Raw genomic sequence first — 25,587 nt, 5'->3', positions numbered from 1 at the left:
TCATTCATCATTTTATTGGAGTCTTCCGAATTTATAGGTTCCTTTTTTAATCACTTTTCCATCTTTATCTGTTTCGACAAAAGGACCATCCTTCTTTCCTTGTTTGAAAAAGCCATCGAAGCGATTACCATCTTTGTCGATTTGTACGCCTTGACCCTCTTCCAATCCATCAACGAACCCACCTTTATATTGCATACCAGCAACAGTTTTCAGAGTGCCTTGTCCATTGGGACGGTTATCTTTCCAGTCACCGTCATAAACATCGCCATTGCTCCATTTATAAACTCCTTTACCATCACGTTTATTATTTTTCCAGCTTCCTTCATACACAGCACCATTCGCCCAGGTAAAAGTACCTTTTCCGTCTTGCATGCCGTTCTTGAAATTACCTACATATTTATCACCGTTAGCATGGTAATAAACTCCTGGACCGGTTCGCTCACCTAAGAGATACGAGCCCTCATAACGGTCGCCCGTGTGAAAGTAATAAGTACCTTTTCCATGTTGAATATCATCCGCCCAGTCACCATCATATTTATCTCCATTGGTATATTCAAAGACCCCTTTTCCGTGACGAACATCATCCTTCCAGTCTCCATCGTATTTAGAGCCGTCATCCCAGTTCATGGTACCTTTGCCGTTCTTCTTATCATTTTTCCAGTGACCGGTATATTTGGCACCGTTTGCCCAAGTATATGTACCTTCGCCTTCACGTTTATCATTCACCCAATGACCTACATACAAATCACCGTTATGATAATACATAGTTCCTTCACCATGCTGATAATCCTGATACCACATACCGTCGTAACGGTTGTTATTCATAAAATAATAGATACCTTTTCCGTGCTGCTGGTCCTGGAACCACTGTCCTTCGTACTTTTCTCCGTCAGGGAACATATAAATTCCATATCCTTCACGTTTCCCTTTCACATATTCACCTTCAAAGACATCACCGTTTTTAAAAACCGTTTTTCCTTTTCCGTTCGGTTTTCGGCCTTTCATTTCTCCCGTATAGACACTGCCATCCTTAAAAGTATAGTTGCCAATCTTTATTTCAGTGGAGAATGTATCTTTAATTTTTCCGAAAAATCCGCCTTTCTTTCCTTCATTTTCTTGTGCCATTACTCCCTCTTGTGCAAGGAGAGCCAATAAAAGTGTAGTATATAGATATTTCCTCATTGGTTTTAGTCGTTACTCATTTTAGAATTACAATTTGGACAAAGATACAATTTCTATCCCAAACAGCCCACTTTCGGAAAGCAATTTATGACAACTTTTTACCTGCAATGACCTCTTTTAATGTCTCTTTGCACAAATAGCGTTGTGCCAAATCTTGTATTTCTGCAGGAGTAACCTCGTTTACAGCCAGCAGAGAACGTGAAAAGTAGTCATCATCCAGACCGGAAGTAGCAATAAAGATCCATGCATCCGAAAGTGAGAAAGGAGACTCATAACTACGGCACATTTCGCCCAACATATAGTTGCGTACGATAGTCAGTTCTTCCATCGACACAGGTTCCTGATGCAGACGGTCAATTTCATGATATACTTCCTGTATCAACGGTTCCACATATTCATTATCCGTTTCTGTCGAGATAGCCAGCAATCCGCTATCCGGATAAAACATGATCCCCGCTGAAATGCCATAAGTATACCCCTTTTCTTCACGGATATTAGACATCAGCCGACTGCCGAAATAGCCTCCGAATAAAGTCATCAATACCCGGAGTTTCAGATAATCAGGATGGTTACGAGTGATGGTTGTATATCCCATCTTTACAGCACTCTGCATAGCATCCTCACGTTCTATAAAAATTCTCTTTTCGGAAACGGCAGTAAAAGGAAAACTTAATTTCAATGCCGGCTGTTGATGTTGACCAAAAGAAGTGCCGAATGTATCCGTCACCCGGCTGATAATATCCTCCGTCACCTTGCCGGACAAGAATATAGAGCAATTGCCCGAATGGTAATACCGTTCATAAAATTCACGAAGCACTTCCGGAGTGATAGCATGATAATCTTCCTCCACCACTATTTTACCACATGGATGCTGTTCGCCATAAAGCGACTTCAACAGGCTGCGATGTGCCAGGAAATCAACTTTGGAAGTATTGACCAGATATTGTTGGATATTGGTATCGAGGATAGTATGCAATTCTTTCTCCGGGAAAAGCGGTTCTTTAATCATGGATTCTACCACCTCCAATGTTTTCGCCAAATACTTATTCAACGAATAAACAGTGATGTATGCATACTCCGACGAGCTGGACAGTTCGAGCCACGAACCATAGTAATCCAGTTTCTCGGCAATGGTGGCAGCCGTATATTTTGTCGTACCTTCGCGCAACATCCGGTTTGTAAACAAGGCTTGCAGTTTCTGCGACTGCTGCCAACGGGCTCCAGCGAAAAGCACATCCATGCGTACTACTTCCTGTTCACCCGCATTAATAACAGTCAATGGAATACCATTTGGCAATGTCATTCGGACGGGAGGAAGTATACGAAAATTTTTCAGGGTTTGTATTTCAGGTTGTATTTTACGATCCATACGATTAGATTCTATTCTTCAAAAACTCTTCTGCCCGTTCCAAATCTTGCGGGGTATCGATTCCGATGGTTTCTACTTCACTAATGCCTACCTTTATCTTATATCCGTTCTCCAGCCAACGGAGCTGCTCCAAAGATTCAGCCAGTTCCAGAGAAGACTGCGGAAGCATGGTTATCTCTTTCAGCACATCTGTACGATAGGCATACAGTCCGATATGCTTGTAGTAGGTATGTCCCTTCAGCCAGTCCTGTTTCTCGGCATTACGCTGATAAGGAATAATGGAGCGGCTAAAATAAAGCGCGTTCCAGTTCTTATTGACTACCACTTTCGGTGAATTTACGTTTTCCAGTACAGCAAACGGTTCATCTGCAGTAAAAGGTTTCACCAGCGTGGCAATCTGCGTGGTTACATCTTCGAAACAAGCCTTTACCGCATCCAATTGTGAAGGCTGAATAAAAGGTTCATCTCCTTGTATATTAACCACGACATCAAAGTCACCTCCAATCTTTGTACAAGCTTCATAACAGCGATCCGTACCGCTTTTGTGATGAACAGAAGTCATCACAACCTTACCTCCGAACGCCTTGACAGCAGCTTCAATACGCTCATCGTCCGTGGCTACATAAGCGTCATCCAAAACGCCAGCCACTTGCTCATACACACGTTGTATAACAGTTTTTCCACCCAACATAGCCAACGGTTTTGCAGGAAAACGAGTGGATGCATAGCGGGCAGGTATAATTCCAAGAAATTTCATCTACTTAATAAATAATGAAGAATGGAAGGCAGATAATGACTGTTGTATATATCCCCTTTGCCAATCTTCCGGTTTTACTATTTTGTTATCATATAAAAGCATGTCAATGTCCAGACAAACTTTCTCCTCTTTTTTATCTTCCGGACGACGTCCGGACCTTTGTTCTATATCTTTCAGCATTTTCCTCACTACCTCTTCATCCTTATCGGAAAAGAACATAACCACTTGGTTGGAAAACAAGGCCGGATTCTTAAAAAACAAAGGTTCAGTTTCCAATTCGGGCGCAAAACATATAGAAGAGAACGATTCAGTCAGTTCCTGTCTGGCAAAAGTCAAATTCTCTTTCCTGTTGTAATTACTCCCTATGCAAACAATATACCTATGCATTAAAAGATAAGTATTAAGTATTAGGTATTAAACATTAGATATTAAAGATATTACACCTACAGTTCAGTGCCCCAAACGCTACGGGTTAATACTTATTTCAGACTTAGTTAAAAAGATCGTCCAATCCCCCCTCTTCTATCACCTCTCCGTCCGGAGTTTCCGAACCGGCACATGGATCAAATCCTTCAGGGAGTTTAAATTTCTCCTGCTGGTCATATCCCAAAGTCGGGTCATCATACACTTTCTTCATATACAATGCCCAAATAGGCAAAGCAGCGGCAGCTCCCTGACCATAAGTCATTCTACCAAAGTGAATGTCACGTTCATCACCTCCTACCCAACAACCGGATACCAATGAAGGAGTGAATCCCATAAACCAGGCATCAGAGTTATCATTGGTCGTACCTGTTTTTCCACCCATATCGGCGGTAATTCCATAACGACGAACACGCCCACCTGTTCCTTCATTAATAACGGCGCGCAACATAACCAGCATTTTATATGCACTTGAAATACTTATCACCTCCTCCATTTGCGGTGCAAAGGTAGAAAGCACATTACCATCACTATCTTCAATGCGTGTAACAAACAATGGAGCCACACGAATTCCTTTATTGGCAAAAGCTGTATATGCACTTACCATCTCACCCACAGAAATTTCACAAGGTCCCAGACAAAGCGAAACCACCGGGTCGATTGCTTTATTACGAACCCCAAAACTATGGATCAAACGTACAAGATTATACGGATTCAGTTTGCCCATCAAATAAGCAGAAATCCAGTTGTCAGAATTAGCCAATCCCCACTTCAGAGTCACCATTTCCCCATAACGTTTATTATTTGCATTACGAGGCGTCCAAGGAGTTCCGTTCTCATCAATCAACGTTTGCTCTACGTGGCGTGTCTGGTCGCAAGGAGAAAATCCATTTTCCATTGCTAATGTATACAAATACGGTTTGATAGTAGATCCCACCTGACGACGTCCCACCATTGCCATATCATACTGGAAATATACATAATTCGGTCCGCCTACATAAGCCTTCACATGCCCGCTTACCGGATCCATCGACATGAATCCTGTTCGCAGGAAAGATTTGTAGTAACGGATGGAATCCATCGGTGTCATAATTGTATCTTTATCTCCCTTCCAGGAAAAGACAGTCATTTCTTCCGGGGTATCGAACGCTTTACGAATCTGCTGTTCCGAAGCTCCCGCCTCTTTCATAAGACGATAACGATCCGTCTGCTTCATAGCTTTTGTCAGCAACTCCTCCACTCGTTTTTCCGGCAGTGATCTTGCGTATGGAGCATTTTTGCTTCCCTCTTTTTCTTTGAAAAACACAGGTTGCAAATAATCACCTAAATGCTCTTTTACTGCATCCTCTGCATATTGCTGCATACGTGAATTGATCGTCGTATAAATCTTCAATCCATCTGTATAGATGTTATAATTCGTACCGTCTTTCTTTTTATTTTTTGCACACCAACCATACAACGGGTTAGTTTCCCACGCGATAGAATCTTCGTAGAATTTTTGCATTTGCCAACCACGATAATCACTTTTTACCGGTTTCGGTGCTGTCATCACACCACGGAGATATTCGCGGAAATAGGTAGCCAATCCCTCTTTGTGGTCAACGCGGTTATATTTTAGTTTCAGCGGAAGAGCCTGCAAAGAATCACATTCTGCATCTGTGATATAACCAGCTTTACGCATCTGCTCAAGCACTACATTACGACGGCCACGGGAACGTTCGTTGAAACGAACCGGATTATAAAGCGACGGATTCTTACACATACCAACCAGCGTAGCCGCTTCTTCAATCTTCAAATCCTTCGGTTCACAGCCGAAATAGGTATGCGCAGCAGTTTTAATACCAACCGCATTATTCAGGAAATCAAATTTATTGAGATACATACTCAATATTTCCTCTTTGGTGTAGTAACGTTCAAGCTTCACCGCAATCACCCATTCAATCGGTTTCTGGAAAAGACGTTGCAGTGTATTTCTCGCCACATTCTCTGTAAACAACTGTTTGGCAAGCTGTTGCGACAAGGTGCTACCTCCACCTGCATTTTTCTGAAACATCAAACCACGTTTTACAAACGCACGAAACAATGCCTTGGCATCAATTCCTGAATGTTCGACAAAACGAACATCTTCCGTTGCAATAAGAGCATTGATAATACTAGGCGACAAATCCTTGTAAGCTGTGTACACCCGGTTTTCCTTACTGTAAGACCACGTGCCAAGCACTTTTTCATCTTCAGAGAAAATCTCCGTTGCAAATTTATAACTCGGATTTTCAAGTTCCTCTACAGGAGGCATATAACCAATCCAACCCTTTGAGATAGAGACAAAGATGACAACAATAGCCAACACAATGACTGCCAGAAATATCCAAAGAGCCTTTATTATTTTTCGAATCATGTTTTTTCTTGCTTAAAATGACGCATTTAATTAAGGTACAAAGGTAGATAAAATCCGCTATTCAGCCAACGAGTTTGATTATAATTTCTATTTTGTTAAAATATGGAGCGGCACTCATAACAAATAGCACGAAACAAAACAAAAAAGAGCATTTTTCAAGAAAGTAATCCTCTATTATATCTAAAACACAAACAGGCGGGATTTTTCCCGCCTGTTATTCATTCATAAATATACCTATTTATAAGATAATCAATTACAAGTTTGCTGCCTGCACACCGACCACTCCGGCAATTGCACCAGCAACAGCAATAATCACTTTCAAAATAATACTCCACGTTTTTTTCATAGACATTTTTCTTTTTTTATTAAACACTAAATAAACACCCTAACCATCAATCGTTAATTGACAATTCATTATGCGGCAGGATCCGGTGCTTCTCCGCTACCGCCACTTTCATTTCCTCCGCCTTCTTCTCCGCCATCATCCGGTTTTTCAGGATCATTAGGAGAAATTGTCATATTAAGCTTCTTCAGATATTCATCCAAGCTAATCAAATCCAACTTCTCATCTGCACGAGTAGCAGTCTTTGTAACGCGCAGCTCTTTATTCGCCTGAAAAAAGATACGAACGCTCTCTACACTTTTTGCATTAATATCCTTCGCCAGTTCGGCACCTTTCGAACGGGCAGTCAACATAAAGACGCCCAGACCTTCAATATTCACAGACTTACCTTCCAGCAACTGTTCCTTCATCTTTTCCACAAAATTCTGGATCACACTCTTGATATCACCAACAGACAGCGAAGAACGATCCTGCATTTTCTGTGCAATATATTTCAGGTTGACAGACTGACCTAAAGTGATCAGATGCGGATAATATCTCTTGGGAGAATTGGGAACACGCGGATCTGTTGGGCGCGTAATGACTTTGTAAATTACACTCATACTACGTTTTTTTAAAGATTTAAATTCAAATTATTTATTCACGTTTTGTTGATCAACACTGCAAAGGTGAAGCTTTTATTCCGGATAGAAAAGAAAAAAGCCCCTTGCGGAGCTCTTTATATTCATACTAGTATATAACAATTTATTAATCAGCAATATAATTAAACTTTTAGAATTTTCCATTCCCCTATTGTACACTGTTCGCTATCAAAACTGACAGCCACCTTTACTATAGGCAATCCGCACAAAGCAAAACGTTTGGGGTAATTCTTCAGATCAATTTGCTCCATCGCCCTATCCGCACTCTTGTCCAATTTCAATTCCATCACATACAACGTAGTCTTTGTACGAAGCACCATATCCACCCGTCCACTGGCAGTACGAACCTCCACATCTACATAATAGCCCAACAAACTGAATATAATATAAAACATCTGTTGGTAGTGCCCCTCATATTTCGTATTATCACATTGAGGAATGGTAGACAGAAACGTTTGCAAACGACGTAAAGCAGCATCCATATCACCATTACGAATATCACGGGAAAGATAAGCTACCATAGTATTGGCTTCCGGTGTTTTACTAGCAACATAATTAGGAAGAAGACTTTTCATCAAACCTATTCTGACCTCCTTATTAGGAATATCCAATGTATATAAATCTAACTCCTTATCATAATCTTTTATCGTGATATAGCCACTTTGATATAACAATGGAGTAATGCTCACCATTCTTTCTGTAGGTGCATCAAAATCCTCCGCAACCGCAGTTTTTCTCCCTATCTCGGAAGGCGCTACACCAAATTTATCCAGCATCTTTATCAAATAAGTAGGTGTACCACTACCAAACCAATAAGAATTAAATTTACCATCTGCAAAAGCGTTAAGCAAACTGAATGGATTATATATATCAGGAGACGGATAAGTGAAATGATAGCCGTCGTAGTTTTCTTTCAGTTTTGCCAATACCTCTTCAGAAGTAACCTCCAGTTTTTGGGCTAATGCGTCTACATCATCTTTCATTTGGACAAGTATCTCGTTTTCTGTAATACCGCAAATGGCAGCATAAGACTCATTCATGCTAATATTCTTGATATTGTTCAATTCACTAAATATACTAAGTTGGGAGAATTTGGTGATACCGGTCAAAAACACATACCGCAAATAAGGATCACACGCTTTAAGAGGGCTGTAGAAATTGCGCATAATGTTACGCAATACGCCAAGCCTCTCTTCCTCGTGTACTACATCCAGCAGAGGAGCATCGTATTCATCTATCAGCACAACCACTTGTTTCCCTGTCTGCTCGTAAGCGCGCTTGATGAGTCCTTCCAGACGCTGATTTGGATTAACCTCTCCCTCCATCTTTCCGTAAACCTCCTCATAACGAATTAGCTTCATATTCAACTCTTGCAACAGCTGTTCACAGTCTGCATGCTTGGCTGTACTCATATCAAAGTGAAGCACTGGATATTCCGTCCACTCCTTTTCCAGCTTTTCTATAGCCAACCCTTGAAATAATTCTTTCTGACCAGAGAAATAACTATGTAATGTAGAAGTCAACAATGACTTACCAAAACGACGAGGACGACTCAAGAATACGTATTTAGTGAAATGTACCATCCAATACACATATTCCGTTTTATCAATATAAAGGTAATTACTTTTCCGTATTTCCGAAAAAGTCTGTATTCCGATGGGGTATCTTCGTAAATTTTCCATTTCAATTCGATTTTTCACAAAGCTACAAAAAATATTCATCGCACCATTCACTGTTTTACAAAAAAAATATCAACGATCTTCACAGACAGTTGATATTATAGAAATCACATCGGATTTGCACCGACATGAGGGCGTTGATCAGGAATACACCGCTGTATATTTCCTGACCACAAAATGTAGGGTTCTTCATGTGTGTAGCATAAAGTTAGGGACCTACATGTTTCATCTCACTTTTGTGTAAAGTATTAAAAGTACTCTATGACATTATTAACTTAAAATAGAGGTCATCAATGGATCTCATCTATGCATCCAGCATCGAAGTTTATTTACCTTTATATTAGTTGGATTTATTATTCCTTGTCGTGAGTTTGTTCTCCATATCCATAACCGTAACCGTATCGTTTACCATAACCGTAATACTTGCCATATTTGCCATAACCGTAATAATAACCGTACTTTCTTCTCTTCAAATCCAAACCATTAATTACAGTACACAGCTTAGGTAATTTATTATTTTCAGCAAGTTCATTGATCAAAGTATACTCATTCTTGTGAGTATAATCTGCACGACAAACATAAACAGATAAATCAGCCACACGCCCTATCAGCAATGTATCAGTTACCATACCAACAGGAGCTGTATCCAGAATTACATAATCAAAACTTTTCTTGAATGTTTCAATTGCTTTATCTAATCCATCACGTGCCAACAATTCAGTCGGGTTAGGAGGAACTGTTCCACCAGGAAGAATATACAAATTCTTGCTAACATCAGAGAGCTGCACCAAATCCATCAAATTCTTTTCCGGATTGGCCAAGTATTGAGTTATACCCACTTCTTTTCTTGGAATATTAAATACCTTATTCAAACCCGGTTTACGAATATCCAAACCGACAATAATAACCTTTTTGCCTAATAAAGAAAGGCTGATAGCAAGATTAGCTGAAATGAAAGATTTACCTTCACCACTAACTGTAGAAGTAACTAAAATCACTTTCTTATCATTTTCAAGCATAAATTGAAGATTCGTTCGAATATTACGGAAGGTTTCGCTCATCAGGTTGTTTTGATTCTCAAATACGGCAATAGCTCCCTGCTTTTCATCAGTTAATGGGATATCACCGACAATAGGTATACTAGTGAGCTTTTCTACATCAGAACGACCTTCAATCCTAAACTTAGTCAAATTGATTAAATAGATGACACCTACAGGAATTCCGACACCTAGAACTAAAGCAACTAAATAAATCATCTTACCTTTAGGTGATACAGGAATTTCATCAGCAATAGCATCATCAATTATTTTAGCATTGTTAGCTGTAGCAGCTAAAGTAATAGCATTCTCTTCACGTTTCTGGAGAAGCAACAGATACAATCCAGACTTGATCTCTTGCTGACGAGCAATACTCACAAACTGACGCTCCTGTCCCGGAGCCTCATTGATACGGCGAGAAAAACGACTAGCTTCACGATCCAAATCTGCTTTTGTTATCAGTAGTCCCTGTAAAGTACGATCAAGAGTAACATCCACATTCATCTTCATCGCACGAATACTTGTATCCAGATTTATAATTGTAGGATTGTTTTCTGTAGAAGTGCGCAACAAACGTTTACGTTCTACTAGCATTTCGTTATAACGATCAATTTGAGCTACGAGTCCAGCATCTTGCAGACCAATATTACCAGGAAGTACTTCATATTCATTTCCTCTCATATATCTACGCAAATCCTCTACCAAATTGATTTGCGTTTGGTTCTCTACACGTTTCTTTTCATATTCCGCATTTCCTGTCAAAGCTATTTGAGCTTCACTCGTTAAATCCGTAATACCAGCATTTCGTTTAAAAGTCTCCAAACTTTCTTCAGTACTACCTAACTCTTTTGATATAATACCAATACGCTCATCAATAAACTCTGCTGTCTTTTGAGCAATTTCATTCTTATCATTATTTGTATTAATATTATACATTTCCAAAAGCTTATTAATAAAATCCTGCCCACGTCGTAAGCTGGAATTCTTCAATGATATAACTGCAACAGAAGTTGTTTTCGAAGTAGGCTCGATAGTCATACTTTTGCAATACCATCTTGCTACACGCAAAGGATTATTTATAGTCGCTGTTATATTACGAACTTTTTTCGCCAAATCAACATCGTCAGTTCCCTTAGAAATCAAAGAATCGGGACTCATGAAAAAAGCTAATGTTCCCCTTGCGGTAGGGAAAACTGCAGGTAATTTATCAAAATGTTTTTGGAATTCATCATCTCCCACCTTTACATTTATATCCAAACTTCCTTGTGGCTGTAAAGCCATCTCCACAATCATAGGATCATCCAATAATTCAGCCTCTTGTGGAATCAAATTAACTTGCACAGGAGAAGTTTTATACATATCCTTTGCCGGAAATTCATCTTCATCTTTATAAGATATATATAAATTCAAATCTATAACAACTTCTTTCGCAATAGTCTTAGAACGAAGCACTTCAATCTCATTATCGATATTTTGAGAAGAAGAGATCAAACCGTCCAACCCTAAGTTTTCCAATTCTGATGCCATACCTGCTCCTCCCCCCTTTTTATCATCTTTTATCAGAACTGTAGCTGATATATTATATACCGGAGTAGCCATACGCAAATACAACCATGCCCCTAGCAAAAAGACAACAACTGTTCCAACAAACCAAGGCCAATGAATCAAATATTTAAACAGGATTTCCTGAAAATCAATCTTCTCTTCATTCGCTTCCTGTTCCACATTATATACTTTTTTTTCTTTCATCTCTTAAGACGTTACTTTAAGATATTAAACAATAAACTGGCAAGTGATACCAAAATAGAAGTCGCAGAAAACCACAAACTAGTACTATTACCGATATCAGAATTACGAGCTTTCGCCTTATTCGGAGTCACATAAATAATATCATTCTGTTGTAACCAGTAATAAGGAGAAAGAATAGTTTCAGCCTTATTCAAATCTAGAGTAATAATCTGTTGCTTCCCGCTTGAATCTTCACGAATGAGTCTTACATTGTCACGAAGCCCATAAACAGTCATATCACCTGCCATAGCAAGCGCCTCTAATAAATTAACCTTTTCATTAGAAATAGTAAATGTACCCGGACGAGTCACCTCACCAATCACTGATATTTTATAATTTACCATACGCACTGTTACAATTGGAGTTTCTGTAATATATAGCTTCAATTTATCGACAATCATCTGCTCCGCCTGTTTTTTTGTCAATCCTCCCAACTTCAATTCTCCCAATACAGGAAAATTAATTTTTCCTTCATTATCTACCAAATAAGGTTGCAGCATTGGTTGTGCTGTGGTAAAGGTTGAATTACTAGAGGCTATACCGCTGGGACTAGCAATTGTCAAATTGAAGGGTAAAGCCAATTCCGGACTGGTGCAAGACACTACAATTGTCAACAAATCCTTTGGCATAATTTTAGCGTCATACAAATTCTCCTGTTGAGTTACTTGTTCCACAACTTCCACATCCTGTAAATATGGAACTTTTTTATACGACTGGCAAGCTACCAACAAAAAAGGTAACAACAGCAACCCAAATTTCTTATTAAGTCTTCTCATAATCTATTTTATTTATTTTATTACAACTAATCACCAAACCTTTATTAATACGCCTCCTTTTCTCCATGAATTGCATTATACACTGTCTTGTACATAATATAGAGATCTAATAAAAATGTCCAATGCTCAATATACCAGATATCACGCATCACACGACCTTCCATCTGCCAAAGCTCTTTTGTCTCACCACGATAACCAGTCACCTGTGCCCACCCCGTTATACCTGGTTTAACAAAATGACGAACCATAAACTTATTTATTAGTAAAGAGTACTCTTGAGTATGTTTTAGCATATGGGGACGTGGACCAACAATAGACATATCACCTTTAAACACATTAATAAATTGTGGTAGTTCATCAATGCTAGTCTTTCTTATAATCTCCCCTATCCTTGTTTTACGTGGATCATGCTCTGTAGCCTGAAGAGTATCACATTGAGCATTCACTCTCATTGAACGGAATTTATAACACCAGAATTCCTTTCCATCTTCACCGCTACGCTTCTGTTTAAAAAAGATAGGTCCCGGAGAACTCATCTTTATAGCAACTCCAACAATAATATAAATAAATGGGAAAATCGTACATAAAAATAATGTAGAACACACTATATCAAAAGTACGTTTTACTATACGGTTCTCAAGTAACTCTAAAGGTTCACGACGAATAGATAAAACAGGAACATTTCCCAACATTTCAAAATGCATCCGACGTTTCAAATAATTGCGTACATTCGGAACACTAAAAAAACGAACTAAATGGTTCTCACAATAATTAATAATGGGAACAATTTCAGCACTACGAGCAGAAGGAAGGCTACAATAGAGCTGGTCTACTCGGCCGACATTCTGCTTCAGAAAATTGTTTACCTCTTGAGGATGCCCTAAATATGAGACATCACTTGGGTAACGGTCTGAAGGAAAATCCTCAAAATATCCAAGAACACGATACCCCGAAGTGGGATCATCTGTCATTGCGTGATAAAGCTCCTGCATGTTTTCATGACTACCAATCAATATCACTTTACGAACATTCCCTCCTTGCTTACGATAAAGTTCCAAGAAGTAACGAAAAGCCAAACGATAGCTTACTATTACTAATATCAAAACAATATAAAACAAACCAAAAAGCCGGGAATGAGAAAACTCAAAATGAAAAAGTAATAAAATACAGACTGAAAGCAATACAAAAGGAACCATGTTACGTAAAACACGGACCATGATTTGTTCAGGACGGACTACCGAACGATGAAGAATGACTCCGGAGTGCATATTACAAAGTAGATAACATAAAGTTATCAAAGCCATACCTTGAAGGATGGAACCACAATTCTCGCACCAAAAGCGGTTACCCAAAAACTGTTCGAATCCCCATAAAAGCAGGTTCAGCAAAATAAGATCCCCCAAAAGGACACAAGATTTTAGGACTTTGTTAAAACGTTGGACTTCCTGCATATGTATTAGTTATGATTGATATAAATTAGTCATAATACCACCTATGTGCACGACAGTGAAAAAATACCATACCAGAATACTCTACCACATACTATTCAAAATTCTTATCTAATATGACAGCAATATTATTCTCTATTCATCGACTCTTGCATGTAGAGTCTCTTTACAAATTTCAAATCATGAGAAACCATTATTTTTATAAGTTCTTCAAAAGATGTCTTCCGAGGATTCCAACCAAGTAAAGTTCTTGCTTTTGTAGGGTCACCCAATAATTGTTCAACTTCTGCAGGGCGAAAATATTTAGGATCTACTTCCACCAAAACTTTCCCAGTGGCCCCATCAATCCCCTTCTCATTTACCCCCTTGCCTTCCCAACAAAGATTAACACCTGTTTCTTTAAATGCTAACGTAGTAAATTCACGTACTGTATGATACTCTCCTGTAGCAATTACAAAATCTTCAGGTGCATCATGTTGGAGAATCAACCACATACATTCTACATAATCTTTAGCATATCCCCAGTCACGAAGAGAATCAAGGTTACCCAAATAAAGTTTGTCTTGTAAACCTTGAGCAATACGTGCAGCCGCCAACGTAATTTTACGAGTTACAAAAGTTTCACCTCTCCGCTCACTTTCGTGATTGAACAGGATTCCATTTACCGCAAACATTCCATAACTTTCACGATAATTCTTGGTAATCCAAAAACCATACTGCTTAGCCACTCCATATGGAGAACGGGGATAAAAAGGTGTTGTTTCCTTTTGAGGAACTTCCTGAACCATACCAAATAATTCAGAAGTCGAAGCCTGGTAAATTTTAGTCTTCTTTTCCATACCCAAAATACGAACCGCTTCCAACATACGAAGTGTACCAATAGCATCAGCATCAGCTGTATATTCGGGAACATCAAAAGATACTTTTACATGACTTTGAGCTGCCAAGTTATAGATCTCATCTGGTTGGACTTGCTGAATAATACGAATTAAAGAACTACTATCTGTCATATCACCATAATGGAGATTTACCAAACGGTCTTTTTTCATATCACGTACCCATTCGTCTAAATAAAGATGTTCGATACGACTTGTATTGAATGATGAAGAACGGCGAAGAATACCGTGGACCTCATAACCTTTTTCTATTAAAAATTCTGCCAGAAATGAACCATCTTGTCCTGTAATACCTGAAATTAATGCTATTTTTTTCATAAAATATTCTCTATTAATTATGATCCATAATCATTCCATTTTTCTCTTTTAAAATATTCCACAAGAATAAAACATTTCCTATAATATACCTACGCCACATTCTTTTCGGTTCTTTCAATAAACGATATACCCATTCTAATCCGTTTTTCTGCCACCATTGAGGAGCCCGCTGCACAGTTCCTGCAAAAAAATCGAATACAGCTCCAATTGTACCTATGTGACAATGAACATTAAGTTCATTCAAATGCTCATAAGCCCATTTTTCTTGCTTGGGTGCAGTCATACCAATCCAAAGCAGATCAGGATTAGCCATATTTACTGCATTAATCATTTCTCGATTTTCTTCCTCTGTAAAACTCGATTTGTAAGGAGGAGAATAAGTCTTAACTTGAATATTGGGATAGACAGTCTTCACTTTTTCACACACCAAAGACAATGTTTTCTTACTACTTCCCAAAAAGAAGCATACTCCCCCTTTCTGATTTAATTTATTCATTTCATATTGAAACAAATCCCATCCGGCTGTACGTTCTATTTTTTCACCCCGTAGAAATTTAAAAGCAAGCACCATACTGATACCATCTGGAATCAATGCTCCTCCTTTTAATAATGCTTCCTGAAAAAGCGGATCTTTCAAGGCAGTGTTATACGAATGAGCATTAATCGTATTAATCAGCAACTTGCCTTCGGGTAATGACGATAAATCCTTCTGATTCTTCAGAAGAATAATTGTTTTAAGACAAAGTTTCATATATATTAAATAAGAAATTATCTGAGTCTGAGGACTTTCGAAATGTGCTATTAAGTATAAAAGATGATGTTCGCCTCAGTTTAAAGTGGAATTAAAATGAAAAGTATTATCTTCCTATACAATAATAAGTAACCCCTTTTTCCATCATTTCTACCGGGTCATATATATTACGTCCATCAATGATTACAGGACTATTCATTGTGCGCTTCAAAACACCCCAACTTGGCAAACGAAATTGTTTCCATTCCGTTAACAACAATAAAGCATCTGCATTTAATACTGCATCATACATATCTTTCGCATAAGTAACTCCTTCACCGACACGGCGTTTACATTCATCCATTGCTACAGGGTCAAATACCTGAACTTTACAACCAGCTTTAATTAGCTGATTAATAGTGATTAACGCTGTTGCTTCACGCATATCATCAGTTTCTGGTTTAAATGCTAATCCCCAAATTGCAATAACTTTCCCATGAAGTTCACCATTGTAATGCTTACAAAGTTTATTAAACACAATATGTTTTTGATTTTCATTTACTTCTTCTACAGCTTTCAACACTCTCATTTCATAGCCTCTATTTTCAGCAGTCTTAACTAGAGCTTTCACATCTTTAGGGAAACAACTACCTCCATATCCACACCCAGGATATAAAAATTTACTACCAATACGTGTATCCGCTCCAATACCTTTTCGCACCATGTTCACATCTGCCCCTACTAATTCACACAAGTTCGCTATATCATTCATAAATGAAATACGTGTAGCTAACATACTATTTGCTGCATACTTTATCATTTCTGCAGAAGGTATATCCGTAAAGATTACTCGGAAATTATTCAGCATAACAGGACGATACAAACGACTCATAAGCTCCTTCGCCTTTTCGGACTCTATTCCCACTACCACACGATCTGGTCTCATGAAATCCTGAATAGCAGCACCTTCCTTCAGAAATTCCGGATTTGAAGCTACATCAAACTCAATATCAACTCCTCTTTTCTCTAACTCTTCGTGAATAGCCTTTTTTACCTTTTGAGCTGTACCTACAGGTACGGTGGATTTGGTGACAAGCAATACATATTTGTTTATATTACGCCCTACAGTACGTGCTACTTCCAGAACATAAGTTAAGTCTGCACTTCCATCTTCATCCGGAGGTGTTCCCACAGCACTAAAAACGATGTCTACATTATCCAAACAAGTTTTTAAATCTGTTGTAAAGTTTAGTCTACCTTCCCTGTGATTACGTAATACCATTTCATCTAACCCAGGTTCATAGATTGGAATTTGACCATCTAACAGGCTTTTGATTTTCTCTTCGTTAACATCGACACACGTTACATTTACCCCCATTTCAGCGAAACAAGTTCCACTTACTAAGCCAACATATCCAGTTCCTACAACTGCTATATTCATAATTAAAAAATTTAGATAACAATGATTATTTTAAAGGATTTTTCTCTGACTTATACCATTGTATGAATTTTGCAACCCCATCGTGTAATGTAACCATTGGTTCATAGCCAATTTCCTTTTTCAACATGGAGGTATCAGCATTAGTCTGATACACATCTCCAGGCTGCATGGGTAAGAATATTTTTTCAGCTTCATGACCCATGGCAGATTCTATTTCATGGATAAAATCCATCAATTTTACTGGATGTGAACATCCTATATTGTATATTTTATATGCTACTCCATTCGAGCTTTTCTGTGTTACCGGAACATGATCCAGTGTCCGTATTGTACCTTCAACAATATCATCAATATATGTAAAATCACGAATCATATCTCCATTATTGAAAACCTTTATCTGTTCTCCATTTGAAATAGCTCTAGCAAATAACATAGGAGCCATATCAGGACGTCCCCATGGACCATAAACAGTAAAGAAACGAAGTCCAGTCACAGCAAGACCATACAGTTTACTATAACTATGTGCCATCAATTCATTACTTTTTTTAGTTGCAGCATACAAACTAACTGGAGTATCCACTTTGTCTTCCTCAGAATACGGTACTTTCGAATTTAGACCATATACGGAACTAGAAGATGCAAACACCAAATGTTTCACCTCATAATGACGACAACATTCCAATACATTCAAGAAACCAGCCAAATTACTTTGTAAATAAGCATATGGATTTGTAATAGAATATCTCACTCCAGCTTGCGCAGCTAAGTTTACAACCTTTTCAAAATGTTCCCTTTCAAAAAGTTCTTCCATGGCATGCCGGTCATCAATAGACATCCGTATAAATCTACAAGTTTCATACCTCAAGCTTTGTATCGGTTGATTCCATACAAATTCATCATTCAATATGATACCCATTTCCGATAATCGACCATATTTCAATCGGACGTCATAATAGTTGTTTATACTATCAATCCCCACTACCTCATCGCCTCTAGATGCCAATACACCCATTAATTTAGACCCAATAAAGCCTGCAGCACCTGTTACTAAAATTTTCATAAATCACAAATTGTTTAATCTATCAACTCTATCATTCTTGCTTTCATTTCAGAGTAACATGCAAATCTATATTTACACATAAAAGGCTGTCGCTCGTCTGTAATGACAGCAAGTATGTCAGTATTCAGTACAGGAGAATAATCTCTCTACTAAATATTTCACCAATAAGTATATAGGATTTATAATACCTGACAATTATTTCAATTAACTTGTAAACTTTACATTAAATAAGAAATCATACTCTTCTTTTAGTTTCTCCAATACAATTTCATCCGTATAGTTTGATAAAACTCGATTATAAGAATTATATGAAAACTGTTCTATCAAATCATTATCTATAATGTACTTTATTTTATTTACGAAGCATTTCACATCTAATTTCTCAACAATAAGAGAATCATTTTCTATAACACTTCTATTAAATCCTTGTGAAGTCGTTATAGGAATCAATCCCCACGCCATAGCTTCAGTTAAAGCATTAGAATGGCCTTCTCGTGGTTCTTTTGACGGAAAAATATAAAAACTTTTATCTACTAAATGTTTTTTCAATTCTTTATGATTACAAGCAGGTAAAATATTTATACGAGACTCTAAGTTACTTTCTTTAATTTTATTATTAATATAATCTGTATAGAATTGACTTTCGCTATTTCCAATAATTTCTAAATAAACATTATTATACTCTTTCGCCAACAGAATAAAAGTATTAATAACGATATCGGTATTCTTCGTTTTAGATAATCGTCCAAAATACATCAAATTAATTTTATCTTTCGGCTTTTGAGGATACTGCTGAGGGTAAAAATCACCTTGAACATAATTAGGGTAATAGAAGATTCTCTTATTGGTATCTATTTTCTTTATTAGAGAAAAATTTTCTTTCCCTTGAGAAAATATTTCGTCACTTCTCCTTATAGCTTTTTTAAAAAAGAATTTATATAGAAAATGTCCTTCTTCATAATATTTATTAGCACCTCCACCTCTCATTTCATAAATGACTTTATAATGAAGTACTTTAGCTATGGCGATTAATAAATATTCAAAATATATCATTATACCATAAAAGCCAGCAATATGAACTATAGCCCCCTTTCTTTGTCCATTTATTAAAGTCTTTGCAAACAAAAAAATATTTGAGATTATTTTAAATAACAACTCAATAGAATTAATTAATGAATGATCATTAACCCTTATATATTTAGGGATTAGAACAATATCATAATTGAGTTTTCTCAATAGAGCAAGAGTTCTTCTATTACCTACTTCCCCGCCTCCGAATGGAATTTTACTCCAATCCCCAAAATTTGCAAAAAAATAAATACGATTTTTCACTTAGTACTACACTATTTATACTTAATAATTTTAGCAGGAACCCCACCCACAATACAATTATCAGGAATGTCATCAATCACCACAGCTCCTGCAGCAATAGTTACATTACTACCAATTCTAACCGGACCAAGTATTGTCGCACCAGTTCCTACATAACAATTATCTCCCATAATAATTGTACCTTTTTCACCTGGCCTTTTTTTACCAAATAAAACTAGAGGCAATAAAGTACAATTATCTCCTCCCCTAACCATTATATCAACACGCCTAAATCCAGGATGCATTATTTGTAATCCTGCTCCCAAAGTATTTGGGAATATGCAGATATTCGTTTTTACTACATACCTTCTATACATGATAAAATAATAGCTATATTGCAAAAAATTATACCAATGCCTATTATTTAAATAATATTCGTAATAACGTAGTAATCTTAGATATCGATGAATTATATAATTCTCACTATATGTTATTTTTTGTAAAAACGGATAACATAAAGGATTACGTTTTTTATCTTCTTCAAGATAACGTTTAAGTTCTAACCTACTTTGTATCATTGTGACTAAATGCATTAAAATAACCTTCTGCACAATGACGCATGGAGAAATTATTCTCAAAATATTCTTCTAAATGAATTCTATTAAAATACTTTTCATCATCAAATGCTCTTTTCAAAGTATAATAAAAGTCATCTGCATCAAAACTTTTAGAAACATATCCATTAGATTCACTATTGATTACATCAGGTATTCCACCTGCTGGTGTACATATTGGTATAACACCACAAGAGATCGCTTCCAATAATGAAATTGGGAGCCCCTCAAATAAAGATGATAACACAAAAAAATCAGCCTGTAACAGATAATCACCAACATTATTTTTTGCACCTAGCCAATATATTCCTTTTTGCGCATTATTGAGAATATGTATATTTTCTTCCGAATCATACGCTGTACCAATTAATATCAAAACACCATGATATCCCTCATTTAAGAAACGATTGAATGTATCTACCAACAACTTCTGATTCTTTGCTTTAGCACACCGAGCTACATGTACGAATATCTTATCATCATCATGTATCTTTAGCTCATTCAACTCAATAGTCACTTTATCATAATCAGTTGTTCGCTGGAGTCTTGATCGCCCATTCACTATGTTTATAGCGTTATCCATATTGTATAGTTTCTTATATGAATCAAGACACAACTGCGAAATAGTCACCGGCTGCACTTTCTTTTTATAAAACCATTTATATATGAATTTTAGATTTTTATTGATTAGACATCTCTCAGCAAGATTATGTATAGTATGAAAATATCTTATACCAGGCAATAATATTGCGGGTAAAAATAATGTAATCAGATTTGCATGAGAATGTACTATATCAGGCTTTTCTTCTTTTATAATTTTCAAGATACGCCAAATTGATTTTATCCCTAATCCACTCTTACACTTTAGATTTATATATTTTATTCTAGAACTAATCTCATTCTTATAATATGAGTTTTCCAAAATTGAGTCATCATCTGTAGTACATAAGACTAATTCATTATTTCAGATAATTCATTAGATAGGTCTATTACTAACCTTTCAGCTCCAGCAGCTGCAGTAGAATAATGCAGTTCCAATATTTTCATATTATTATATCACAAGTTATCAATAGATTAAACAAAAGGAAGTTATACGTCAATAACATCGTTATTCTATTAAATTCCGTTTGTACAAAAAGTATCACACTCCAATAGACTCTTTTAAAGCATCCAAATACCCATGTCCAAACTTCAAATCTGGTTCTACATAATTTCCCTCTGCCCATTCATTCCAAGATCTCAAAAATAGAATTTTATGTTCGTCCTGTTTCTTTGAAATTATCTCTAATGCTGTTTTTATATGTTCTTCAAAAAGAGCAGGAGTAGAATCAGTATAAATTACTGCACGACGCCCTCCTCGTGGTGATCTATCCCAATTAGGAATAATTGATGGATATACATCTTCCCGATAATCATAAGATGTATAAAAATTAGAAATAATATCACTATATTTATATTTATCAAGAGGGGTATAATTAGGAAAAACTTGACGTAACTTATGCTGAAGTAACTTACTCCAACGTCCCTTACATTGTTCCTCCGCATGCCACAAATTTGAAGGAGCTAATGCGTCAAAACCTAAATCAAAGATCTTTTGATACCTATTAACAGCTGCATTTTGGAGCCCGACAAAATGTATTCCTGACAGTCCATTTTTTTTTGCTAAATTCTGCCATATATTAATAAAGTGTTTTGCATCAGGTAAAGCTTCGGGATCGTATATCAAAAACATAGGTTTTCCATCCACAGCGATATATCTTTTATCCTTAAACGCAGGTAATACATTATCAAAATGCTGTACAATATCCTCATCACCAGGATATTCTTGTATCATCAAATCTAAATTCTTATGTTTTTGGGCATCACTATTCCATGTCCTACGCGTCCAACTATGATTAGCCCATCCCAAACAAAATGGGAAATCAGGTTTTCCTGACGATAAAACTTCATTAAAAGGACGTTCAAGTATCTGCTTACCATTACCAAACCAATAATGCCAATACATAAACCCCTCTATACCCGCCTCACGTGCCATATCCGCTTGCGCTTCTCTAACCTCAGGCATCCTTAAATCATAGTAGCCTAAATCCGCAGGAACTCGTGGCTGATAATGTCCTTTAAACAAGGGTTTAGCTTTTCCTACATTTGTCCACTCCGTAAAACCCTTTCCCCACCATTCGTCATTTTCCTTAATTGGATGAAATTGAGGAAGGTAAAATGCAATGACTCTTGCCTTTGTAATCATATCTTATATATTAACACTTAATAAAATACAGTAAAATAGTAGTACATATATATTTCTAATAAACCAAATAGCTTACTCAAATCAATGTTTTCTACCTATAAATATTTTCGACTCCATTAATAATAGCGTATAGAAAATAATAAAATATTTCATATAACCATATTCTCCTGTAATAGCCGAATAAGCAATGTAATAAACAGCTAATGTAATCACAAACAATGTTACATTAACATTCTTATTCATTCTATATACACCCCTAAATAACCAAACAAATGTAATGACCCACACACACAAGCCTACTATACCACTATTACAAAGTACAACGAAAACAAGAGACTCGAAAGCTAATAAAACAGGGTGAAGATCATGAATGGACATGTAATAACCACACCATTCATATCCCTTTCCAAAAATTAAACAATCCTGTATTTCCCTGAAGCAACCATTCAGTTGCTCCATACGCATATCAATAGAAGAACCTTCCACATTCGTTTGGCGACTATCTTTAATAAAAATTGAATCTATTGTTGCTGATAATTCTGGTATATTTTCAATAATAATATAACCAATAAATCCTATAACAGCGACATATATCATCGGTTTAATTCGACGTAACATTAATAGATAAAAGAAAACAGTCAGAAACATGGCACCTATCGGGGTACGAATGCCACAAACAAAAATACAAACAACAATAAAAAACATCAATAAATATACAAATAATGGTTTTATTTTATCTTTCAAAGAATAAAGATATACCATTGCTAAGCCTAAAAATAGACCGAAAATCATAGGATGAGTGAACACCGATGATATTTTGATAATAAGCCGAGCCATTTGCTCACCAAATTGAGCCTCACGTAATTCTGCATTATTAATCTGTGCCATAAAATAGACATAAGGATTTAATCCATTCAAGGTCAACAAGAAAATTCCATATATAACGATGACAATAATTACAATAATCATACAGTTTCTACTATATCTAATGATTTTAGGATCATATCTAGACACATTCCACATAACTATTGGTAATACTAAATTAGTCATCATATTTGCACGCCATGAATTCAATGCAATATCTGTTGGAACAAACTCCTGAAAAGGCATTATAATAAGCATCATAGCATAGAAAAAAATAAATGGATAGAATGGACGTAAATCCAACCTAACTTTACCGTGATGTTTATAATAATCTATGACAAAAGCAATAAGAAGTAAAATATTCGCAAAATTCCAGCTCAGAGAAATCCCTAAAAAATTTATATTAAAATATGGAACCAAAAAAAAGTAAACGAGATACAAAACCAGGCCTATTCGCAACTTTACGAAAAAAGCCACAAGAATGATAATGGTTAACCAAGATTGAATAAATGCCATAGAGCGGATATTGTAATATAGGCTAAAATTAGTCCAAGCTTTTATATTTTGTAACTATTCTCTCTACTATAGCATCTGCTTCCTTTTCACTGATATCATTTATCATGGCTGTACTATCATAAATGCCATTTGCTTCAAATGCTCCTTGAAATTTATAACTATATGCTAACCCAAACAATGGTACTCCTGTATACATAGCTGCAAAATTAGCATGCATACGTGTGCCAATAAAAAACTTCATTTGAGATATAATAAACTTTATTTGGGGCGAAATCAAATCTTGATCAATAAGTATAATATTGCTCTTATCATGCAATTTAGAATAGACATCACGTGCAGCTTCCAAATCGTCATTTGCAACTTCTACTTTCTGATAATTATATGAATGAGGTATTAAATAAATCGCAATATTCTTCTGTTGGAAATCAACAATAAGTTTATTTATGAGATATGGATACGTAGAGAATTGCCCTGAAAGAGTTCTAAATTTATTGCTATAAGCCAATCCACTTATATTAATACCTATTGCATTAGCCTTAATTTCAATGTTAAAAGGTTCCGGTTTCATATAGTATGACAAATCCCTCGTTTGTTCATACTTCAATCCCATTGCCTCCAAATCAGAAGCATATTTATTATCACGAACAAAAATTTGACTAGCGTAACAAAGTATACGGTCAGCTATAGCTTTATTCTTGCTCTCTCTAAATGGTCCTAATGTTTGAGGAAGAATAATAACAGGAATATTAAATTTCATTGCTAAATTGATATCAGGCAACCGATTGAGAAAAGAGGTAGTATTATAAATATCTGAAAAGCCATCTCCTCCATTAATTGCAGCAACGTACTCGACTTGCTTTATCATTCGTCCTAAATTAGTAAAAGGTAAACAAACATGCAAATATTTAAACAACAAAGCTTCTACAAAAAAAACATTAACCGTTAAACATTCCCATTTCACACCTGCTATATCAATCTTTTGAATATTAGTTCCCCTATTTTTTGATTTAAAAAGATTTTTCACAAAACGAAAATTTAGAATTTTCGTCTCCTTTGATAACAATTCTCTCTCATTCAGAAAAGAAAGTGAGCCATAGCTTAAAGCTGCTGTTCCTCTATTATTATCTCTAAAATTAAGTCCTGAAATGATAATATATGGTTTCATTGTATTTTTATTTAACAATTTTATAAACAATTCGAATTATAAGCATATGAAATCTAAGCATGAATGGAGATAATGTCATGATTTTCTTATATAATATATTATTCCCCATTTTTGATAATATATTATTAAACTTTTTTTCTTAGCGATGCTTTATCTTTGGCCATTATAGTATGTCCTTGAGCTTCTATATAGTCTTCCACAGAAGAATCTATTAGCCGCAATAACGACTTATTTTTCATTTCTTCAATAAAAGCTAATCCCTTCTCTGTATTGATTAAAAACATTGTATGACCTATTTTGTCACTAATTTTATATTTTCCCAACCAAGGATCTGCTAATGATACATCCGCCTTATAGCTAATATCTTCTTTGCACATGAGGCAACGTTTGGGACGGAATAATTTTGACTGATGCATTAATCTCCAAGGATTAGTATAATTATTTTTATATATTTTTTTACCATCAAACAATTCTATTTGTATCCCACTTGGCCACCCATTTCCCCTATATTGCATATTAATCACCTGACTTTTATCAATACCCATATACCGATAACAAAGCCATGTTCCCTCAAGAGTAGTTTGTCCTG

At 36.3% G+C, this 25,587-nt stretch carries 22 protein-coding genes and 1 pseudogene; all 23 read right to left on the bottom strand.

What is annotated here, in order from left to right; all coding sequences use genetic code 11:
* Positions 1 to 12 precede the first annotated feature (12 nt).
* Positions 13 to 1,182, bottom strand: coding sequence for an MORN repeat-containing protein (locus tag BXY_RS01560; RefSeq protein ID WP_008640042.1), 1,170 nt, complete (start codon positions 1,180 to 1,182; stop codon positions 13 to 15).
* Between the two features lie 85 nt (positions 1,183 to 1,267).
* Positions 1,268 to 2,551, bottom strand: a complete 1,284-nt coding sequence (locus tag BXY_RS01555) for a M16 family metallopeptidase (RefSeq protein ID WP_004314936.1) — start codon at positions 2,549 to 2,551, stop codon at positions 1,268 to 1,270.
* Positions 2,552 to 2,555: 4 nt separating this feature from the next.
* Complete coding sequence (kdsB, locus tag BXY_RS01550; RefSeq protein WP_015531050.1) at positions 2,556 to 3,308, bottom strand: 3-deoxy-manno-octulosonate cytidylyltransferase; 753 nt, start codon at positions 3,306 to 3,308, stop codon at positions 2,556 to 2,558.
* Entirely contained in the window at positions 3,309 to 3,695 is a 387-nt protein-coding gene (locus tag BXY_RS01545; protein WP_008022508.1) for a 2-amino-4-hydroxy-6-hydroxymethyldihydropteridine diphosphokinase, read from the bottom strand.
* Between the two features lie 103 nt (positions 3,696 to 3,798).
* Complete coding sequence (locus BXY_RS01540) at positions 3,799 to 6,126, bottom strand: transglycosylase domain-containing protein (protein WP_004314928.1); 2,328 nt, start codon at positions 6,124 to 6,126, stop codon at positions 3,799 to 3,801.
* Positions 6,127 to 6,379: 253 nt separating this feature from the next.
* Positions 6,380 to 6,472 carry a smalltalk protein gene (locus BXY_RS01535; protein ID WP_151433315.1) on the bottom strand — a complete coding sequence of 31 codons (93 nt, stop codon included), beginning with the start codon at positions 6,470 to 6,472 and terminating at the stop codon, positions 6,380 to 6,382.
* Positions 6,473 to 6,540: 68 nt separating this feature from the next.
* Positions 6,541 to 7,071, bottom strand: coding sequence for an HU family DNA-binding protein (locus tag BXY_RS01530; RefSeq protein ID WP_004314926.1), 531 nt, complete (start codon positions 7,069 to 7,071; stop codon positions 6,541 to 6,543).
* Positions 7,072 to 7,232: 161 nt separating this feature from the next.
* Complete coding sequence (locus BXY_RS01525; protein WP_004314924.1) at positions 7,233 to 8,792, bottom strand: ATP-binding protein; 1,560 nt, start codon at positions 8,790 to 8,792, stop codon at positions 7,233 to 7,235.
* A gap of 350 nt (positions 8,793 to 9,142) precedes the next feature.
* On the bottom strand, positions 9,143 to 11,575 hold the full coding sequence (locus BXY_RS01520) for a GumC family protein (RefSeq protein WP_015531049.1): 2,433 nt from the start codon (positions 11,573 to 11,575) through the stop codon (positions 9,143 to 9,145).
* 11 nt (positions 11,576 to 11,586) lie between these two features.
* A complete protein-coding gene (locus BXY_RS01515; RefSeq protein WP_008016699.1) occupies positions 11,587 to 12,390 on the bottom strand; it encodes a polysaccharide biosynthesis/export family protein in 804 nt (267 codons plus the stop codon).
* Between the two features lie 44 nt (positions 12,391 to 12,434).
* A complete protein-coding gene (locus BXY_RS01510; protein WP_004314915.1) occupies positions 12,435 to 13,841 on the bottom strand; it encodes an undecaprenyl-phosphate glucose phosphotransferase in 1,407 nt (468 codons plus the stop codon).
* A 125-nt stretch (positions 13,842 to 13,966) separates the two neighbouring features.
* Positions 13,967 to 15,052: a GDP-mannose 4,6-dehydratase gene (gmd, locus tag BXY_RS01505; protein WP_004314914.1), complete on the bottom strand. Its 1,086-nt coding sequence runs from the start codon at positions 15,050 to 15,052 to the stop codon at positions 13,967 to 13,969.
* 13 nt (positions 15,053 to 15,065) lie between these two features.
* Positions 15,066 to 15,803, bottom strand: coding sequence for a WecB/TagA/CpsF family glycosyltransferase (locus BXY_RS01500; protein ID WP_015531048.1), 738 nt, complete (start codon positions 15,801 to 15,803; stop codon positions 15,066 to 15,068).
* A 106-nt stretch (positions 15,804 to 15,909) separates the two neighbouring features.
* Entirely contained in the window at positions 15,910 to 17,223 is a 1,314-nt protein-coding gene (locus tag BXY_RS01495) for a UDP-glucose dehydrogenase family protein (protein ID WP_004314912.1), read from the bottom strand.
* 25 nt (positions 17,224 to 17,248) lie between these two features.
* A complete protein-coding gene (locus tag BXY_RS01490) occupies positions 17,249 to 18,283 on the bottom strand; it encodes an NAD-dependent epimerase (RefSeq protein ID WP_015531047.1) in 1,035 nt (344 codons plus the stop codon).
* A gap of 204 nt (positions 18,284 to 18,487) precedes the next feature.
* Positions 18,488 to 19,615: a glycosyltransferase family 4 protein gene (locus BXY_RS01485; RefSeq protein WP_203462586.1), complete on the bottom strand. Its 1,128-nt coding sequence runs from the start codon at positions 19,613 to 19,615 to the stop codon at positions 18,488 to 18,490.
* Positions 19,616 to 19,626: 11 nt separating this feature from the next.
* The gene (locus tag BXY_RS01480; RefSeq protein ID WP_015531046.1) at positions 19,627 to 20,172 is read right to left on the bottom strand and encodes a serine O-acetyltransferase; all 546 of its coding nucleotides are present in this window, start codon (positions 20,170 to 20,172) and stop codon (positions 19,627 to 19,629) included.
* Positions 20,159 to 20,791: a glycosyltransferase family 4 protein gene (locus BXY_RS23435; protein ID WP_243442515.1), complete on the bottom strand. Its 633-nt coding sequence runs from the start codon at positions 20,789 to 20,791 to the stop codon at positions 20,159 to 20,161. Before BXY_RS23435 ends, BXY_RS01480 begins: the two co-directional genes overlap by 14 nt.
* A 51-nt stretch (positions 20,792 to 20,842) precedes the next feature.
* Positions 20,843 to 21,130 (bottom strand): annotated as a pseudogene (locus BXY_RS23430) (glycosyltransferase); the annotation flags it as partial.
* Positions 21,131 to 21,349: 219 nt separating this feature from the next.
* On the bottom strand, positions 21,350 to 22,453 hold the full coding sequence (locus BXY_RS01470) for a glycosyltransferase WbsX family protein (RefSeq protein WP_004303672.1): 1,104 nt from the start codon (positions 22,451 to 22,453) through the stop codon (positions 21,350 to 21,352).
* Positions 22,454 to 22,534: 81 nt separating this feature from the next.
* Positions 22,535 to 23,833 carry a hypothetical protein gene (locus tag BXY_RS01465; protein WP_015531045.1) on the bottom strand — a complete coding sequence of 433 codons (1,299 nt, stop codon included), beginning with the start codon at positions 23,831 to 23,833 and terminating at the stop codon, positions 22,535 to 22,537.
* Between the two features lie 28 nt (positions 23,834 to 23,861).
* On the bottom strand, positions 23,862 to 24,998 hold the full coding sequence (locus BXY_RS01460) for a polysaccharide pyruvyl transferase family protein (RefSeq protein ID WP_015531044.1): 1,137 nt from the start codon (positions 24,996 to 24,998) through the stop codon (positions 23,862 to 23,864).
* A gap of 125 nt (positions 24,999 to 25,123) precedes the next feature.
* Positions 25,124 to 25,587, bottom strand: a 464-nt coding sequence (locus tag BXY_RS01455; RefSeq protein WP_243442462.1) for a Coenzyme F420 hydrogenase/dehydrogenase, beta subunit C-terminal domain, incomplete at its 5' end; no start/stop codon positions are given.

Origin of the sequence: Bacteroides xylanisolvens XB1A (assembly GCF_000210075.1) — a bacterium.
GTDB classification, from domain to species: Bacteria; Bacteroidota; Bacteroidia; order Bacteroidales; family Bacteroidaceae; genus Bacteroides; species Bacteroides xylanisolvens.
The sequence above is the reverse complement of the archived record's forward strand: the minus strand, read 5'-3'. Positions and strand labels throughout refer to the sequence as shown.

What these genes read in the sequence shown, in the direction of transcription:
- BXY_RS01515 (WP_008016699.1), bottom strand. Translation starts at nt 12,390, where the DNA reads ATGAGAAGACTTAATAAGAAATTTGGGTTGCTGTTGTTACCTTTTTTG.
- BXY_RS01555 (WP_004314936.1), bottom strand. Translation starts at nt 2,551, where the DNA reads ATGGATCGTAAAATACAACCTGAAATACAAACCCTGAAAAATTTTCGT.
- BXY_RS01490 (WP_015531047.1), bottom strand. Translation starts at nt 18,283, where the DNA reads ATGAAAATTTTAGTAACAGGTGCTGCAGGCTTTATTGGGTCTAAATTA.
- BXY_RS01525 (WP_004314924.1), bottom strand. Translation starts at nt 8,792, where the DNA reads ATGGAAAATTTACGAAGATACCCCATCGGAATACAGACTTTTTCGGAA.
- BXY_RS01465 (WP_015531045.1), bottom strand. Translation starts at nt 23,833, where the DNA reads ATGGCATTTATTCAATCTTGGTTAACCATTATCATTCTTGTGGCTTTT.
- BXY_RS01495 (WP_004314912.1), bottom strand. Translation starts at nt 17,223, where the DNA reads ATGAATATAGCAGTTGTAGGAACTGGATATGTTGGCTTAGTAAGTGGA.
- BXY_RS01500 (WP_015531048.1), bottom strand. Translation starts at nt 15,803, where the DNA reads ATGAAACTTTGTCTTAAAACAATTATTCTTCTGAAGAATCAGAAGGAT.
- BXY_RS01460 (WP_015531044.1), bottom strand. Translation starts at nt 24,998, where the DNA reads ATGAAACCATATATTATCATTTCAGGACTTAATTTTAGAGATAATAAT.
- BXY_RS01540 (WP_004314928.1), bottom strand. Translation starts at nt 6,126, where the DNA reads ATGATTCGAAAAATAATAAAGGCTCTTTGGATATTTCTGGCAGTCATT.
- BXY_RS01530 (WP_004314926.1), bottom strand. Translation starts at nt 7,071, where the DNA reads ATGAGTGTAATTTACAAAGTCATTACGCGCCCAACAGATCCGCGTGTT.
- BXY_RS01470 (WP_004303672.1), bottom strand. Translation starts at nt 22,453, where the DNA reads ATGATTACAAAGGCAAGAGTCATTGCATTTTACCTTCCTCAATTTCAT.
- kdsB (WP_015531050.1), bottom strand. Translation starts at nt 3,308, where the DNA reads ATGAAATTTCTTGGAATTATACCTGCCCGCTATGCATCCACTCGTTTT.
- BXY_RS01510 (WP_004314915.1), bottom strand. Translation starts at nt 13,841, where the DNA reads ATGCAGGAAGTCCAACGTTTTAACAAAGTCCTAAAATCTTGTGTCCTT.
- BXY_RS01520 (WP_015531049.1), bottom strand. Translation starts at nt 11,575, where the DNA reads ATGAAAGAAAAAAAAGTATATAATGTGGAACAGGAAGCGAATGAAGAG.
- BXY_RS01535 (WP_151433315.1), bottom strand. Translation starts at nt 6,472, where the DNA reads ATGAAAAAAACGTGGAGTATTATTTTGAAAGTGATTATTGCTGTTGCT.
- BXY_RS01480 (WP_015531046.1), bottom strand. Translation starts at nt 20,172, where the DNA reads ATGATACAAAGTAGGTTAGAACTTAAACGTTATCTTGAAGAAGATAAA.
- BXY_RS01545 (WP_008022508.1), bottom strand. Translation starts at nt 3,695, where the DNA reads ATGCATAGGTATATTGTTTGCATAGGGAGTAATTACAACAGGAAAGAG.
- BXY_RS23435 (WP_243442515.1), bottom strand. Translation starts at nt 20,791, where the DNA reads ATGGATAACGCTATAAACATAGTGAATGGGCGATCAAGACTCCAGCGA.
- gmd (WP_004314914.1), bottom strand. Translation starts at nt 15,052, where the DNA reads ATGAAAAAAATAGCATTAATTTCAGGTATTACAGGACAAGATGGTTCA.
- BXY_RS01560 (WP_008640042.1), bottom strand. Translation starts at nt 1,182, where the DNA reads ATGAGGAAATATCTATATACTACACTTTTATTGGCTCTCCTTGCACAA.